Annotated in this window: 16 protein-coding genes and 2 pseudogenes; 9 read left to right on the plus strand and 9 right to left on the minus strand. The window is 68.4% G+C overall.

The features are described 5' to 3' along the window. Positions 1–804: PucR family transcriptional regulator (locus R6V09_RS26360; protein WP_317883909.1), on the plus strand; the 804-nt coding region annotated here is incomplete at its 5' end. A 560-nt stretch (positions 805–1,364) separates the two neighbouring features. Continuing rightward, positions 1,365–1,703 carry a thioredoxin family protein gene (locus tag R6V09_RS26365; RefSeq protein WP_317883910.1) on the plus strand — a complete coding sequence of 113 codons (339 nt, stop codon included), beginning with the start codon at positions 1,365–1,367 and terminating at the stop codon, positions 1,701–1,703. A 205-nt stretch (positions 1,704–1,908) separates the two neighbouring features. On the opposite strand, the pseudogene R6V09_RS26370 reads toward R6V09_RS26365, so the two are convergent. Beyond that, positions 1,909–2,190: pseudogene (locus R6V09_RS26370) on the minus strand (IS110 family transposase); the annotation flags it as partial. 286 nt (positions 2,191–2,476) lie between these two features. Beyond that, a complete protein-coding gene (locus tag R6V09_RS26375; RefSeq protein ID WP_317883911.1) occupies positions 2,477–3,466 on the minus strand; it encodes an ArsR/SmtB family transcription factor in 990 nt (329 codons plus the stop codon). A gap of 56 nt (positions 3,467–3,522) precedes the next feature. On the opposite strand from R6V09_RS26375, the gene fabG reads away from it, so the two are divergent. The 3 genes from fabG to R6V09_RS26390 all read left to right on the plus strand — a co-directional run bounded on the left by fabG (position 3,523) and on the right by R6V09_RS26390 (position 6,337). After that, complete coding sequence (fabG, locus tag R6V09_RS26380) at positions 3,523–4,293, plus strand: 3-oxoacyl-ACP reductase FabG (protein WP_317883912.1); 771 nt, start codon at positions 3,523–3,525, stop codon at positions 4,291–4,293. Between the two features lie 2 nt (positions 4,294–4,295). Further along, positions 4,296–5,498, plus strand: coding sequence for an MFS transporter (locus tag R6V09_RS26385; protein WP_317883913.1), 1,203 nt, complete (start codon positions 4,296–4,298; stop codon positions 5,496–5,498). 122 nt (positions 5,499–5,620) lie between these two features. Continuing rightward, on the plus strand, positions 5,621–6,337 hold the full coding sequence (locus tag R6V09_RS26390) for a hypothetical protein (protein WP_317883914.1): 717 nt from the start codon (positions 5,621–5,623) through the stop codon (positions 6,335–6,337). A 56-nt stretch (positions 6,338–6,393) separates the two neighbouring features. On the opposite strand, the pseudogene R6V09_RS26395 reads toward R6V09_RS26390, so the two are convergent. Continuing rightward, positions 6,394–7,272 (minus strand): annotated as a pseudogene (locus tag R6V09_RS26395) (IS982 family transposase); the annotation flags it as partial. An 82-nt stretch (positions 7,273–7,354) separates the two neighbouring features. Here R6V09_RS26395 and R6V09_RS26400 point away from each other — a divergent pair. Next, complete coding sequence (locus tag R6V09_RS26400; RefSeq protein ID WP_317883915.1) at positions 7,355–7,795, plus strand: hypothetical protein; 441 nt, start codon at positions 7,355–7,357, stop codon at positions 7,793–7,795. A 175-nt stretch (positions 7,796–7,970) separates the two neighbouring features. Here R6V09_RS26400 and R6V09_RS26405 read toward each other — a convergent pair whose 3' ends face one another. The 3 genes from R6V09_RS26405 to R6V09_RS26415 all read right to left on the minus strand — a co-directional run bounded on the left by R6V09_RS26405 (position 7,971) and on the right by R6V09_RS26415 (position 10,118). Further along, the gene (locus tag R6V09_RS26405; RefSeq protein ID WP_317883916.1) at positions 7,971–8,885 is read right to left on the minus strand and encodes an aminoglycoside phosphotransferase family protein; all 915 of its coding nucleotides are present in this window, start codon (positions 8,883–8,885) and stop codon (positions 7,971–7,973) included. A 369-nt stretch (positions 8,886–9,254) separates the two neighbouring features. Next, a complete protein-coding gene (locus R6V09_RS26410; protein WP_317883917.1) occupies positions 9,255–9,620 on the minus strand; it encodes a hypothetical protein in 366 nt (121 codons plus the stop codon). A 78-nt stretch (positions 9,621–9,698) separates the two neighbouring features. Further along, positions 9,699–10,118, minus strand: a complete 420-nt coding sequence (locus R6V09_RS26415; protein WP_317883918.1) for a hypothetical protein — start codon at positions 10,116–10,118, stop codon at positions 9,699–9,701. Positions 10,119–10,342: 224 nt separating this feature from the next. Here R6V09_RS26415 and R6V09_RS26420 point away from each other — a divergent pair, with 224 nt between their 5' ends. The 3 genes from R6V09_RS26420 to R6V09_RS26430 all read left to right on the plus strand — a co-directional run bounded on the left by R6V09_RS26420 (position 10,343) and on the right by R6V09_RS26430 (position 13,995). Beyond that, complete coding sequence (locus R6V09_RS26420; protein WP_317883919.1) at positions 10,343–11,506, plus strand: serine hydrolase domain-containing protein; 1,164 nt, start codon at positions 10,343–10,345, stop codon at positions 11,504–11,506. A 308-nt stretch (positions 11,507–11,814) separates the two neighbouring features. Beyond that, positions 11,815–12,318 (plus strand): hypothetical protein, encoded by a 504-nt coding sequence (locus R6V09_RS26425; RefSeq protein WP_317883920.1) that lies wholly within the window; start codon positions 11,815–11,817, stop codon positions 12,316–12,318. A gap of 1,236 nt (positions 12,319–13,554) precedes the next feature. Continuing rightward, a complete protein-coding gene (locus tag R6V09_RS26430; protein ID WP_317883921.1) occupies positions 13,555–13,995 on the plus strand; it encodes a hypothetical protein in 441 nt (146 codons plus the stop codon). A 429-nt stretch (positions 13,996–14,424) separates the two neighbouring features. Here R6V09_RS26430 and R6V09_RS26435 read toward each other — a convergent pair whose 3' ends face one another. From R6V09_RS26435 to R6V09_RS26445, 3 genes are all read right to left on the minus strand, one after another. Next, positions 14,425–14,964, minus strand: coding sequence for a hypothetical protein (locus tag R6V09_RS26435; RefSeq protein WP_317883922.1), 540 nt, complete (start codon positions 14,962–14,964; stop codon positions 14,425–14,427). Between the two features lie 26 nt (positions 14,965–14,990). Beyond that, positions 14,991–15,224, minus strand: coding sequence for a hypothetical protein (locus R6V09_RS26440; protein WP_317883923.1), 234 nt, complete (start codon positions 15,222–15,224; stop codon positions 14,991–14,993). A 66-nt stretch (positions 15,225–15,290) separates the two neighbouring features. Further along, entirely contained in the window at positions 15,291–15,740 is a 450-nt protein-coding gene (locus R6V09_RS26445; protein WP_317883924.1) for a spore-associated protein, read from the minus strand. Positions 15,741–15,948: the final 208 nt, after the last annotated feature.

The raw sequence follows: 15,948 nt of genomic DNA on the forward strand, positions 1-15,948 counted from the left end.
CGATGCCTGGCGGCGGGTGCCGTACCCGCGGGTCTGCCCGCCGCCGAGGTCGCCAAGTTCGCCGAGCTGACCTTCGCCTACATCGACGAGCTCTCCGCCGCGAGCGCCGCGGGCCACGCCGACGAACTGACCGCCCGGGGCCGGGACCACGAGCGCCACCTGGAACACCTGGCCCGCGACCTCCTCGCCGGCGCGAGCCCGGACGTGCTGCTGGCCTCTGCTCAACGGGCCGGGTGGCAGCCTCCGGTTTCGCTGACCACGGTCCTGCTGCCCGCAGCCCAGGCCCGGCCCGCCTACCGCGCGCTCGACCCGAGCACCCTCGTCCTCGACGATCTGCCGGACGCCGCCGGTGTGCTGCTCGTCCCCGATGCCGACCGGTCGCATCTCCTGCGGCAGCTGACCGACCGCACCGCCGTGGTCGGCCCGGCCCGGCCATGGACTCGTGCGTCCGCCTCGTACGCCCGAGCCGTACGCGCGCGCTCCCTCTCCTCCGATATCCGCGACACCGAGGACCACCTGCCCGAGCTGGTGCTGAGCGCCGACGCGGACGCGTTTGCGGACCTGCGTGCCCGAGCCCTCGCACCGTTGCGGACCTTACCTGTCGCGACCGCGCGGCGGCTGGAGGAGACGTTGCGGGAGTGGCTGCTGCACCAGGGCAGGCGGGATGAGGTGGCGGCGGCGTTGTTCGTCCATCCCCAGACGGTCCGGTACCGGATGTCGCAACTGAGGGAGCTGTTTCCGGATCTCGCATCGCCACACCGGGTCCTTGAACTGACGCTGGCGGTCGGTCTTCGGAGCAGCTGACGCGTACTTCGACCGTCCACGAGCGCGTCCGCGAGCGGTCCAGGAATCGTGCCTCGTCCTCGTGCCATCAGCTGGCTCATGCGGCCCGGGGGCGAGCGGTCTCAGCCGGCTGAGAGCTGGGGTTGAGGTGAAGACCGGACAAGGCCTCGCGAAGCCCGTCGGGGGCGCTGTCTCTGAGAAGCGCGGTGGCGGATACGGCTGGACTGGATCCGGTGGACGATGCGCAGCGGCCCGCTCGTCGACGCGCTCATCGAGCATCTGATCAGTGTTCTGTTCCGCTATGCCCTGGAAAACAGCTTTCTTGTCGTCGTGGAGGGCGCTTCCCTGGCACGAGCTGACCCACGGGCGCGCGGCGGGCTGCAGCCGGGGGACCGGCGGGGCGGCCGGGCCGGGTCACCAGGAACGGGGGGCGGGCCGCTCGCGCCGGGGACCATCGTGGTTCTGCGACGGCCTCGTGCCTCCCTTCCGACAGGTCAACCGGAGGACCGACCGAGCCGGCCTGGCACACCGCGCGGGGGATGATGGGGATGGAATGACGGAATGCGAGGTCAGGAGCTCCCATGGCGAAGCGGCTTCACCGACCCCGTGAGGACGCGGAGTTCAATTTCATCCTCAAGATGAGCGGAGTTCCGGTCCTCGCATACTTCACCGGGACATGGCCCAAGGCAATCGAGCCCTGCCGGGTGATGGACCTCGTCGTGGGTGGCATCGCCGACGACTACGCGGGCCGCCTGATGGCCGTCCGCGCCGACATCACGCGTTGTCCGGCTGCGACCGAGCGATACGGGATCACCGGAGCCCCGTCCTACGTCCTGCTGAAGGAGGGAGAGGCGGTGGCGAACGGCACGGGGCTCATGACCATCACCGAGGTACGGAAGTTCCTGGACGGCCACCTCTGAGCGGCCGCTGCGGCACGTGGCCGCGACGCCCGTCACGTCTCGTCCATGGGAGGTGGAGAGCATGGAGGGCCGGCCCCAGGCCGACGGAGCACGCGCCTGGCGATTCCACTTCACACGCCGGACGGCACCTTCCGACGTCGACCGCGCGGCCGCGCCTGACCTGGTCACCGATTCAGACCATGTAGGACACTTCCCAATGTTGTTGTCAAGCCGCTGTGGTGACGGGTGGTAGGGCTTCGTAGCACCGTCTGTCAGGCAGAAGCGCCCACAGGACGTTGACGCGGCGGCGAGCGAGGGCCGGCACGGCTTGGGTGTGCCGCTTTCCTTCCGCTCTCTTGCGATCGTAGAACCGGCGGGATTCCGCGCAGCTGCGGATGCTGATGAGAGCGGATGTGTAGAAGACTCGTTGCAGTCCGCGGTGGTATCGCTTCGGCCGGTGGAGGTTGCCGCTGACGCGTCCGGAATCCCGGGGCGCGGGAGCAGGACCGTAGACCTGCAACTCGACCAAGTCAGCAACCGCCGGCTGACAGAGCGCATCGCCGAACTCACCGAAGCAAACCGTCGACTCGAACGCTCCGCGACCCAAATGCGCGCCGAAGCAGAACAACTCACGTCTCGGATCGCATCGTTGGAGAACGACCTCGCAGCCACCCGCACCAGCCTGCGTCGCATGATCCGTGACGAGAACCGCTCCTGACGACCGCCGAACACGCGCCACATACGCCGAGGTGGGCTGACGGATCAGCGAACAGCTGGTCCTCGCTTCATCGGGCTCAGCGGGACTGACGCTGGCCGGTCAGCTGGTCGCCGAGGGGGCTGCGGCGGTATAGGACCTGCCGTCCGGCACGAGCCCGGGTGACGAGGCCGGTGGCGTAGAGCACGCGCAAGTGCTGGGACACGGCGCTCGGGGTGACCCTGAGGCGGCGGGCGATCTCGACTGTGGGCAGCGGCTCATCGAGGAGGCTGAGCAGCCTCGATCTGGGCGCACCCAGAAGGGACACGAGAGCAGTCGCGTCAGCGATGGGCGCCGGGACCCAGAGCGTCGCCACTCCGCGACTGGGGTAGGCCAGCATCGGTGGTTCCTCCGGGCTGACAGGAGGCGCGGGCTTGTGAGCGAACACGGACGGTACGAGTAGCAGCCCTCGGCCGGACGCCGCGACGCGGTGCCCGCCGATCATCTGGCCGATGTATAGCACGCCGTTGTGCCATCGCAGATTCGGATGCATGTCGGCGAACAGCAGGCGGGCGCCTCCCATGGCCAGTTGCCGCGCACGGTAGGTCATGTCGGCTTCCAGCAGCAGCTGTATTTGCGGCCACATCGGCTTGATGGCGGCCTCCCAGTACTGCCGCAGGAGCTCGCAGAGGGCGTCGCGGAGTCTGACGACGGGCGCGTTGTCGGTAGTGGTGGCAGCGTGCAGAGCACTGGGGAGCCAGTCCGGCGCGTGCGTGGCCAGCAGATCGCGGCGGACCAGATCGGGGGAGGTCTGGCGGACGACGGCCAGTTCTTCTTCGAAGGCAGGGGCGAAGCTTGCAGGCCGCGGCGTCAGGAAGTCGGGAAGGGTGCGCCTCGCCGCGACCAGGGACATCAGCAGGTCGGTGTCGAGCGCGCTGAGTCTGCCGAGTACGGACCTGCGCCACGGGAGGTGCAGCGCGGACAGTCCCGGCTCGCGCAGCACCCGCAGGCTGAGCACGGTCTCGTGCAGGGGCGAGACGGCGAACCGCGTGTCCGCGAGGTCCTCGACGCCGAGCTCAAAGCTGATCATTAAGCCATAAGCTACATCGATTGGCAGCGGAGTGGGGGTGCCGTGAACTTCCACGCATGACACATACAGCTCATGCCCAGCGCGTAGCGATCGTCACCGGAGCGGCACGCGGCATCGGCGCCGCTGTGGCCAAGCGACTTGCGCGAGACGGTTTGGCAGTCGGAGTGGTCGATCTTTACGAGGCAGAGTGCGCCGGTACCGTGAAAGCCATCACGAGCAACGGCGGGACAGCGGTAGCGGTCGCCGCCGACGTCGCTGACGAGACGGCTGTGACTGCTGCCGTCGCCCAGATCGCAGCCGAGTTGGGGTCACCGACCGTGCTGGTCAACAACGCCGGCATCGGCGGCCCTGACGTCGGCGTCGCGGAGATGACCACGCAGCAGTGGGACGCGGTCACGGGGGTCAGCCTGCGGGGGGCGTTCTTCCTCACACGGGCCGTGAGCCCGCACATGATGGCGGCCGGCTGGGGCCGGATCATCAACATGTCGAGCATCTCTGCGCTCGGCGATTCCGGTCGCGCCGACTACGCCAGTGCAAAGGCCGGTCTCATCGGCTTCACCAAGACGCTCGCCCTCCAACTCGGACGACAAGGCGTTACCGCCAACGCCATCGCCCCCGGCTTCATCGTGAGCGACATGACCCGGACCTCCGCCCGGCGACGAGGCCGCGCCTTCGAAGAGCACCAACGCCTCGCCGCGCAGTCCATACCGGTCGGCCGGGTCGGCCAACCGGAGGACATCGCGCATACCGCGTCCTTCCTCGCGAGTCCCGGGGCGGGGTTCGTCTCCGGCCAGGTCGTCTACGTCGCAGGCGGGCCGGTGGACTGAAGATGAGCCGCCGGTTGGCCCTGATCCTGGCCGTAACCTGCGCCGTCGGCGTGGGCAACATCTACTTCCCGCAGGCGATCAGCCCGCTGGTCGCCGCCGGACTGCGCGAGTCGCCCGATTCCGCCGCCCTGGTGGTGACCACCACCCAGGTCGGCTACACGGCCGGGATCTTTCTGCTGGTGCCGCTCGGCGACCGGCTTCCCTACCGTTCCTTCCTCGTCACCCTGCTCGCCGTTACAGGCGTGGGCCTGCTCGCCGCAGGCTGCGCTCCGGCCCTGCCGCCCCTCGTCGCTGCCAGCGCGCTTGTCGGCGTCACCACCGTGGCCGCCCAAGTCGTTGCTCCGCTGGCGGCCGGGCTGGTGGCCGCCGACCGCCGCGGAGCGGTGATGGGCACCTTGCTGAGTGGGTCAATCGGCGGCATGCTGCTGGCCCGCACCTTCAGCGGGACGCTCGGCGAATGGTTGGGGTGGCGCGCCCCGTACTTGGTGGCCTCAGTCCTGGTCCTGCTCCTCGCGACCGTCCTGGCCTACACGCTGCCGGACATGACTCCGCCGTCGCGCCAGCCGTACCCGGCACTCCTGGCTGAGTCTCTGCGCCTGCTCCGCACCGAGCCGGATCTGCGCCGCTCCTGCCTCTACCAGGCAACGGTCTTCGCCGGGTTCTCGGCCGTCTGGACCTGTCTGGCGTTCCTTCTTACCGGCCCGGCCTACGGTCTGGGCGCCCAGGCGGTGGGGATGCTTGCCCTGGTCGGCGCGGCGACCATGCTGTGGACTCCGTTCGCCGGACGCCTGGTGGACCGCAGGGGGCCCGATCCGGTGAACCTCGTCTGCATGCTCGGGATCCTGGTCTCAGCCGCAGTCCTCACCGCGGGGGCCCGGGGCGGAGCACTGGGTCTGACCGCCCTGATTCTCGGCACGCTGCTACTCGACGTCGCAATGCAGTCCGGCATGGTCGCCAACCAGGCCCGGGTCTTCGCCCTGCGCCCCGACGCCCGCAGCAGGCTCAACACCGCCTACATGACCTGCGCCTACCTGGGCGGCAGCGCGGGTTCCTGGCTCGGCGTACGCGCCTACGGCCAGGCCGGGTGGCGGGGCGTGTGTGCGCTTGTGGCGTTGCTCGCCGTACTCGCCCTGGCCCGCCACCTCGTGGCGCTGTACGGCCGAAGGCCCCAGTTGGACGAGACCCCAGCCACGAGTCGGCGTTGACCCCGTTGTTCACCTGCGGATGACCAACGTCCGTTTCCAGTAGTCCATCGCATCGGCGTGCCCTACGTTCCTGGCAGCTGCATAGTGCGTTCACCTGGGTGTTGTGCCCAGAGATCTAGACAATGGCCGGTTGGACGGCTTTCGACGTCGGCCGGCACGATGCCGCCCAGCGGCACTTCATCCAGGCACGCCGCCTCGCCCGCGCGGGCGGAGACGTGCAGCTGGGCTGCTACGTGCTGACCACCATGGCCATGCAGTCGCTCACGCGCGGCTTCGCGTCCGAGGCCGTGGACATGGCCCAGGGTGCCTTCGAACGGGCCAGGGGACGGGCCGTGCCACGCGTACTGGCGTTCACCAAGCTCATCGAAGCCCGCGCGCACGCACGCGAGAACAGCCCCCGGGCCGCCTCCCAGGCCCTGAAAGCCTCCGAGGATCTCCTGGATCACGCGAAGGACGACACCGGCGACGAATCCGCGTGGATCGACTTCTGTCACCACGCCCGCCTCTCGGCGGACGCTGCCGAAGTCTTCCGGTACCTGAAGAACCCCAAGGCCGCCCTCGGCTGGAACAAACAGGCCGCAGCGATGCCGACCGGCGTATTCACCCGCTCCGTCGGCATGCGGCTCGCCATCGTCGCAACCGCCCACCTTCAGGCCCGAGACCTCGACCAAGGCCTCGCACTCGGCGACCGGTCCGTCGACATCCTCGCCCGCGTCCAGTCCTCCCAGGCCAAGGACTACGTGCGCGAGTTCAACGCCACCCTCGTCCCCTGGCGGCGCGAACCGGCCGTCCGCGAGTTCATCCACCGCACTCGCGCCGAACTCGGCGCCGCCGCCTGAACCTTGCGGTCTCCCGGGAGATCCCCTCTCCTGGACGAGTAGATCCAATGTGATCCGTGGTCGTAGGCGATCAGCGAGCGGGTGACTGGCGCGCCGATCCGGTTGTTGTGCCAGATACCGGCGGCCATCGCCAGGACGCGTTGGGCGACCCGCATCGCGACGCCCTCGAAGGTCCGCCCGCCGTGTCGTTCCAGGTCGAGCTGCCCTTTGAGGGTGACGTTGACCGACTCGATCAGCTGACGGACCTTCCTGAGCATCGGCTCGCCGTAGCGCTTCTTCCCGTGCTTGAGCGAGGGCCGCAGGAGTTCTGCTCCAAGCTCGGTGAACTCGTTCACGAGCGGTTTTGAGGCGAAACCCTTGTCCGAGATGAGCAGGACGCCCTCGCGCTCGGCGACCAGCTCGGCGTCGATGTCGAACATCGCCGCCAGGACCTCGCGCTCGCCGATCTTCGGGTTGGCCAGCGCCCACATGATCGGCATGCACACCAGGTACGGACGCAGGCCCCAGAAGAAGCGGGAGTGGGACGCGCAGTAGCCATAGCCGGCCCAGCCCGCAAGGTCCGAACGCTGGACGGTCGGGCGCGACATGCCGCACGGCACCGGGGTCGAATCGGTGACCCACACCGTGTCCGTCCAGAAGTCGCTGTCCATGGCCAGCTCCCGGACCAAACGCTTGACCAGTGGCAATGCCGCACGCAGGCGTTTGTTGTAGCCCACGCGCTGAGGCAGGTACGGGAACGTGCCGCACAGTTGCTTGCAGGCGTAGCGCAGCCAGCGGGCCTCGGAGTGGTAGCCGAGGAGCGCCTGCGCCACCGCGAGGCACACGAGTTCGGAGTCGCTGAGCAGAGGTGGGCGTCCCATCCACCGCGTTCCTCTGATCTCGTCGTCGATCTTCACGTACAGTGCGGTCAAGAGGGTGTTCAGATCGGTCATCACAACCGGATCTTGGACACCCTTCTGTACTTGTGCGCAGCCAGTCTTCGGAACTGACTCGTAGTGGTTGACGGTGGGACGGGCCATGGGAATCGTCGAGGGACTCTGGAAGGCCGGCGAGATGCCGCTCCGTGACGGGCTGTACCGGCCAGACGACTCTGGCTTGGAGCTGCATGTTGACGGTCCGGGGGCGTACCACCCAGATGCCGGCCAGCCGATTCCCTTCCGTATCGGAGAACCGTTCGATGTGGCCCAGGCCATTGAGAAGCACGGTATCGACGGAGTGGACACCTATTTCGAGAGCCCGCTACCAGACGGATCAGTGTGGATGTCCGGCGGGGGCGGCGGGATGGGCAACATCGGCTACCTCGCGCGTCTCCACGCCGACCGCTCGTTGCAGTGGGTCGCCGTGATGTTCCACTCCAACCCATTCCTCAGCGTGCGCTACGAGGGCATGAGCGCCGTCTTCACCAACGACTGGGGAAACCGGCTGATGCTTGACCTCACGAGCCCTGCATTTGGCTGACGCCGCCGCGCCTCGGCCGGAGAAGACCTCGACACCCTCCCATCGTCCTGCGCCAGAACCAGCAACCCGACAGGTCTTCGGAACTACTCGTCCAGTGTCCTGAGTCGTTAGTTCGCTTGCGGTTGTTGAGTGGGGCGGTGCCTGGTCCGAAGCCGTTGCCGCTGGAGTTGTCCGATCACGAACACCGGGTGCCGCGGGGCTGGTTGCAGCCTCGATCAGCAAGGATCTCTGAGAGCACGCGTCGCGCGTTACGGGCGTCAGCGCCGACCTCGCCGAGGCTGTTGGCACACGAGACGAGCGTCTTCCACAGCGCCCAGCCGCGTCCGCGCACCCACGTCGAATCGTCGACGCCGAGCCGCTTCCGGAACAAGCCGCGGCCGTCGGCAGAGAGCAAGGTCCACGCGATCGCGAGGTCGCAAGCGGGGTCCCCCACACCACACGTACCGAAGTCAATGACGGCGGCGAGCTGTCCGCCCTCAAGGAGCAGGTTTCCCTGGGCAAGGTCGCCGTGGAACCAGACATCGGCCCCGTCCCACTGCGACTCGAGCGCCTGAGCCCACAACTCGCGTGCCGGCGCGACGTCGATGTGGCCGCGCAGCTCGTCCAGCGCACCGAGCACCTGCGCCTCGTAGGTCCGCAGCGTTGCTCCACGAAACCAGTTGTGCTTGCCAGGCTGTGGCCCCTCCGAGGCATCGATGCTCTGCAACGCGGCGATGAAGCTGGCCAGCCCCTCGGCGAAGCGGATCGGATCGACAACGGACTCGAACGTCGCGGGCGTGCCGTCGATCCACCCGTAGACCGACCACGCGAACGGGTAGGTCGCACCAGGGCTCCCCTTCGCCAGCGGCACCGGGATCGGCAGCGGGAGAGCGGGTGCCAGCTCGGGTAGCCAACGGTGCTCCTTCTCCACGGCCAAGGCGTACTCCTCCGCGCTGGGCAGGCGGAGCAACATGTTGTCGCCCAAGTGGAAGGTCCGGTTGTCCCAGCCGCCGTTCTCCACAGCCACCACAGGCAGTGCGGCCCATTGCGGGAACTGTTCGGCCACGAGCCGCCCTGCCTGTTCGGCACTGATCGTGACCCGCTGGGGCATGGGCCCAAGATCTGGAACATCGTTCAACAGGTACACCCTTGGCTAGGATTTATTCAGGTCGCCCTCGCCGCCGCGCAGAAGGCCATCATCACCGACTGAACCACCGCACTCAGCCGCCTCGGCCTCGGCTGAGACACCGCGCCAGGCGATCGACTTACCACTCGCCTGGTGCACGCGCAACTTACCGCCGGAGGCGGCGCGCCCGGGCGACGGTATGAGACCGTGGCGCCATCCGGCCCGGCGCTTCCCCCCGTAGCGACGAGCTGGACCTGTCTCACCGGGCGAGGGCGAGGGTGACGGTGATCGGCAGGTCGGGCAGTCGGCGAGCTGCTGGGCGAGCGCGTCGCGTTCGGTGGCGTTGATGCTCCGTCAAGCCGTGCGTGGTTGGGTGGGGCAGGCGCTCTGGACGCTGTCGAGGAGCTCTCCGAACGTGATCTTCTTGTCGGTGGGGCCGTAGTCGAGGACCGTGAGCAGGGTGTTCCAGCGTGCCGGCTCGGTGGCGCACTGGGTGAGCAGGTGGGGCAGGGCGAGGTGGGGTTTGCTGTGGGTGAGGACTTCGTCGGCGGGCAGCTGGCGCAGGTGATCGACAGTGTGGTGACGGGAGTTGAGGACAGCCCGGTAAACCTTCTGGTCCGTCCACACGCCCTCCCTCTCGGGGGCGTCCAGCCAGGACTGCAGTACGGCGGCCGGGTCGGGCTGCTGATCGAGTTCGTCGTCGGTGAGCAGCCGGAGCACGGCCTGGGTTTCGTCGGCCGGGGCGAGGGAGGCTGCGGCCGTGCGCAGCCAGTTGGGGAGGTCGTCCTGGTGGCAGATTCAGGCGAGTTCGAGCGGGTGCAGCGCGGGGAGCGTGCCGGTGACCGCGGTGTGCGGGGTGTGGGGGTTGCCGGCGAGGGCGAGCAGCGCGGCGACCCGGTGGTGCTGGTAGTTGCGCTCCAGGAGGCGGGCTGGGGTGTCGAGGTCGGTGCCTGCGGTGATGCGGGCGAGGCGGGCGAGGCGGGCATCGGGCGGTGTGGAGACGACGGCGGGCGCTTCCACCGTCGTGGTGAGCAGGGCGCAGGCCTTGGTCAGGTGGGCGGGGTTGGCGCTGAGCCGGGCGAGGTCTTCGGTCACGGTGATGGTCTTGTTGCGGCTGTCGTCCTTGGGGTTGCGGGGCGGAGTGAGGAGGCGGCCTCGCCGTACGCACTCGTCGGCGGCCTCGTGCAGCTGTTGGGCCGCGATGTCCCAGAGGGCCACCGACGGAATTCGCTGACCTGCTGAAAGTCAGCTTGCGTCGCGTCGAGATCCCGCGTCGAAGCACGGAGATTCCCTGTGACCCTTCGTATCGTTCCTGGTCATCGGCATACCAGCGGGGACCCGGGGGGTTTGCCCCATGGGCTTCGGCGGGTCAGCCCCATCGTGGGGGCGGGACGGGAGTCCTAGCGTGGTGAATCATGCCCCGACGCAGAGGGATACTCGGTATGCGTGTACGGACCTGCCGCCGAACCGCCGCCCTGTCGGCCGCCACCGTGCTGGCCGGAGTCGTGTTGGCCTCGGGCCCGGCGGAGGCGTTCGGGGCGGGAGGGCTGCGTGCTCAGGTGGACTCGGTGCAGCGGACCGGGACGGTCGGGGTGCTGGCCGAATTGGCCGGACGGAACGCGCGCGAGCAGGCCACGGCCGGACTCTCGGATACCGCCGCGGGCACGCCGGTAGAGACAGGCGACCGGTTCCGAATCGGCAGCGCGACCAAGGTATTCACCGCCACGGTGCTCCTCCAACTCGTCGGCGAGGGGCAGCTCACCCTTGACGACACGGTTGAGCGGTGGCTGCCCGGGGTGGTTGTCGGCAACGGCAACGACGGCTCCCGGATCACTGTCCGGCAGCTGCTGCAGCACACCAGCGGACTGTTCAACTACACGTCGGACTTCCCGGAGATGGACACCAAGGAGAACTTTCTCGCCCAGCGGTACACCACCTGGACCAGTCGGCAGCTCGTGGCCATCGCCATGCGCCATGCGCCGGATTTTGCACCCGGAACCAGGTGGGAGTATTCCAATACCAACTACATTCTGGTCGGGATGATCATCGAACGGATCACCGGGCGGAGTTGGCAGGCCGAGGTCGGGCAACGGATCATCGCGCCGCTGGGCCTGCACCGGACCCTCGCGCCAGGCACGTCGCCGCGCGTCCCGGGGCCGCACCTGCACGGCTACTCCAACTTCGGCTCGGGCGAGGCGATCGACGCAACGGCGTTCAATCCGACCGCGGCCGGGGCGGCCGGGGCGGTCGCCAGCACCGCGGGTGACCTGGTCCGCTTCTGGTCCGCGCTGATCGGCGGCAGGCTGCTTCGCCCGGACCAACTCGCCGAAATGCAGTCAACCGTCCCAGCCCCGGCCCTGGCCGAGGAGTGGCCCGGTGCCCGCTACGGCCTCGGCATCATGTGGATCCCGCTGACCTGCGGCGGCGGCTACTGGGGCCACGGCGGCGACATGCCCGGTTACACCACTCGCGACGGCTCCACCCCCGACGGGCACCGCACCGTGGTGGTGGCGGTCAGCGGCGACGGCACCCCGGACGGGCTGGCCACCGACCACGCGATGGACAGGCTCATCGACCACCAGCTCTGCGCCGCCAGCCACGGTTGACGGATTGACCGGCCAGACTCATTCCGTCACCTGACGCGCAGCATTTCGTCGGTTCCCCCAGAGGCCTGGGTTGTCGTGGACGCGTTGGGCGATGCGCTGTAGGCGGTGACGAGAGGTCACGCTGGGCTTGGGCGGGCCGGCCATCTCCGGCAGACAAGGGCGGGGAGGCAGGCTTCCATCAGAGCGGGGGCGAGCGCAGGCTCCGGCCGGTCGGCCGGAGCGTCCTGGGTGCCGCCGGTGACGCAGTCGCCGGTCGCGTGCATCGTGCGTGAGCGGCGTGCCTCCACCTCGGCGTGGTCCAGGAGGAGGTGCTGGACGGCCGTGCCGAGAGCGGGGTGTGCGACCAGGTCCGCAGGCGCCTGGCCCGCATCAACGCGACCGCCAGCCACGATCGCACCCAGGCGGAGGACGCCTTCAGCGAGACGGCCGCCGACCACCTCACCTCCTACGCCCGAGAACAGCAGGCACAGGCCGCTGCCCAGCGGAACGCCCGGGAAGGATCATGGGCCGCGCACGAGCGGGTACGCGGGATCCTCGGTAACCTCAGCCGCCGCCACCCTGGCGTGATGACCGAAGAGATGCGCGGCCTGGTGGAGGTTCTCGTAGAGGCGGCAGACGAAGCCGGTAGCCGCGTCACACCAGGTCAAGCAGCAGAAATCGCCCGATGGAAGGAGCGCGCGGACTTCTCCAAGCCAGCTCCCGCCGCAGGGCACTTGGCTGAGGCGCGGGTCGCCGCCGCGCAGCGCATGAGGAACAAACAGGACGCTGTCACAGAGCCTCGAAGCAGAAACGGCCGCTGCACGAGCAGGTAGCTTGCCGGTTCTGGATCAAGCGGAACTGTCCGCGCTGTCACGCACCCGCGACCAAGAACTGCGCTGCCGATGACCAGACCGGTATCAGAGCATTGCGCAAGGTCCCGCATGACGAACGGGTACAGCTGATCATCGACGAACGGAAAGCCAGACAGCGGCAGACGCCATACCGGGGCAGGTCGTAGCGGCTGGCCCAGTCCAGGCAGGTGGCTTCGTACACGGGCCGCAGCCTTCCATAACGGTGCATCATGTGTGACGGGGAGTTAAGCCGCCGGGCGGTGCCGAGCAGACCTGGGACCTCCTCAGCCGTCGGCGCCACGCTGCGCGAGCGTGGGAGGCCATCACCCCCGAGCTCGCCGGGCACGTCGTGGCGGTCGGGTATAAAGCCGACTCAGGCCGGCTCACCGTGTGCCGGGAGTCGGTGGCCTGGGCGACGATGGCATTCCCGCTGTTCGACGGACCCGGCATTCCGGATAGCGTTGGCTCCGCCGGGTGTTCGAGCCCACCTTCCACTTGCAGTCCGGGCAGCTCACTGCCAGGGCCAACTCGGGCCGGAGTTGCCTCGTCAACGATGTGGGGCCAGTCCTGTCCGGTATCGCGGGTTCAGGTACGGCCGGGAAAGCCATGACGAAGGGGTCCGGCTGGGAGTAGTCCCGGATCATTGCGGACGCCAATGTGTCGGCCGGCCGTACGGTCGTGCGCGGCCTGCGGATCCTCGTGCCCGGCTCCGTGCCGGGGCCGGGCGACGGCGTCCTCAGACCCCGTCGGCGCTCAAGGGACCAGTGAATGGACGGGAGTTGGCCAGCGATGGCTATCACCGTGCTCTCGCTGCCCACCCGCAGACTACCCCTCCCCGTCTGACCGACCCGGACATCACGGAGGCGGTCGAACGGCAGGCCAGGGCGATGCGTGAGCTCAGCCAACGTGCTTTTCCCGCGTCTCGCCCTGGTCCTCAATGGTGGAGTCAGTCTCGCCGTGTGATGGTGCCGCGTTGGTGTCCTCGGCCGCCAGGTGGGTGAGTGGCAGCCACAGCCGTAGTGGCTTGTCGCGGTGTGGTTGCAGTGGTGGTCCGCGTGCCGTTAGCGCCCTGGGTTCGGGTGGTCGTAACAGCCCTTGTGACACCGGTGACAGGACCGCGACAAGAACGCCTACAACTGTCGGTGGGTCTGCACGGTCTCACTTTGCGTGGACGGCAAGGACCGGCCGTCCCGCCATGACACCAACAGGGGGAACACCATGAAGTCGATCCGCCACAAGGCAGCTACCGCTGGCGCCCTTGCCATCCTGGCCCTGGGCGGCACGCTCGCCGCGACCACGCCGGCCTCGGCTGCCACTGCGGGCGCTTACAACGGGGCATGCGGCACGGGGTACGAGGTCTTCACCTCGACACCGATCAAGTCCTCGCAGACCACTGAGGCCGCCACCACCTATGTGGCCTACAGTTCCGCGGACAAGAAGTGGTGCGCCGTCACGGTGCGCAGCAAGCCCGGTGCCCGCGTGTTCATGGAGGTCACCCTGGACACCTGGCCGACCAGCAGCACCCCGGCGAGGGACGCCGGCTCCTACACGACCTTCGCCGGCCCGGTATACAAGGACCTGCCCCAGCCCGGCCTGTGCATGACCTGGAGCGGTTCGATCGACATCTACTACAACTCCGACAGTGGCCTGTGCCCCTGACCTGACGATGTTCACCCTGGCGGCGATCACCCTCATGACCCACCGGCGCACCCGGAGCCGCTGACCGGGTGCGTCACAAGATCTCAAACCCAGAGTTCAAAGACGGCTTCGGAGCGCTTTGCTCATGTCTGGATTGGGTTGAGGGGTGTGAGGGCGGAATGGGCGGCGCGGACACTGCCGGGGATGGTGGCGCGCTCGCCGGTGTGCGCGTCGGCCGGGCCTCAGCGCGAGGGCCTGTCCGGCGGATCAGGTCGCAGGAGAGTGACAGGGCCTGATCAGCACCGGTGGGCGTGCCAGACCGGATGTTGCTCGGCGATTCGACACCAACGAGCTGTTCAGGAGGTCCTGCTCGTATGCGCCGAGCACCCCGCGACCATCCGATCGGGATTCCCGTTCGACGGACATTGCTCAAGATCGGGGCAGCAACGGCTACTTGGGCCCGGCCAGGGCATGTTCCTTCAGGAAGGCCCCTGCGTGGGCTGCGGCCTCCTCCTTCGTTGCGTACCAGATGTCGGTGTCGGCCGCTCCCTGCGTTGCGTCCGCGCCTGTGCCGCTCCATCGCCAGCGGCCGGACGAGGGTTCCTGCTTCAGTTCGGCCGTTCCGCCGCACAGTGAGAGTGTGGTGCTCGTCCGCGTCGCTGTGGTCACCGGGCGGCTGACGGCTTCGGGCCACTTCTTGCGAGCGCCTTGGCGCGTGATGCCCCACACGGTGCCCATCTGTTCGTAGCTCGCGCCGTAAGACCCTGCGGTGCCTGCCGCGATCGCCGTCAGCCGTTTGACCTCCGTGTCGATCACCTTCCAGCCGGCCAGTACGGACAGCGTCACCTCGACGGGGTCCGCATCCCACATGTGATCCTCGGACAGCCCCGACGCGCGGGAACGCAAAGCCCGGGCGAGTGGGTTGAGGGCGTCGTGGAGAGCCTTGTCGAGCTCTGCCTGTTCTTCGGGAGTGATCTCGAATGAGGACATGCGACAACTTTAGTTAACGTGCAAGCTCATGTAAACCTTAGTTGTCGTTTGTTTCCTTCCAGGGAGGCGGCACGGAGACCGGCGTTGGTGAAGTCGTCCAGGACCGTGTATGCCGAGGCTGCGTCGAGCGCGGGTGGCTCCCGGCGCGGTGCCAGACCGATGGCTCGGCAGACTTCCTGGGTGCGGATATCCATGATGAGGTCGAGGTCGAGGTCGAGGTCGAGGTCGAGGTCGCGGGCGCGGGTGAAGGCGTGGGGCATCGGAGGTGGGGTCCGGCCCGTCCCCGGCTGAGGGGGGTGGGCCGGACCGTGGCGGGGCTCCGTGGGTCAGCGGACTGTGGTGACCCGGTGTTCCTTCAGTGCGGCGCAGTTGGAGCCGGTCACGTAGACGTACACGTTGTCGATGTGGCCGCCCCAGTCGACGCAGTGGGCTTTGCCCTGGACGTAGGCCGGTCCGGCGTACGACGTGTACGCGCCCTCGTCCTGGGCGTACTCCTCGGTGTCGGGGACGTAGATCCACGCGCCCATGTCGCGTGCGGCGCCAGGGTTGGTGCGGATGGTCGCGACGCAGTTCTTGCCGTTGGAAGCGTTGTAGGTCAGGTAGACGGTGCCCTGCGAGCCGACGGGCGCGGAATTGACGGTCTTGTAGCTGCTTCCGCAGACCTTCTGTGCAGTGGTGTTCGGTGCTGCGGAGGCGGGGCCGGCCGCAGCGGCCGTCGCGCCGACTGCCAGGGCCGCCATCACGGTTCCGGCGAGAATGGAATGATTCAACCTCATATTTCCCCCTTATGGTCTTAGGAGTGCCTTGCTCCTGATAGGTCAGACACGTGCCGGCCGCGCGGGGTTGTGACCCCGCACCGGCTCGATCCGGCCGAGTTGGCCGGGCGGGCCGGGAACACGGCCGGGTGGCCGTGACCTGGGTGGGCGGGGAGGTTGCGGTGGCGCCCGGGCTTTCCGTTATCGCGCCGGGTCACTCCGCGCCGTC

This window comes from Streptomyces sp. W16 (assembly GCF_033194735.1).
Classification (GTDB): Bacteria; Actinomycetota; Actinomycetes; order Streptomycetales; family Streptomycetaceae; genus Streptomyces.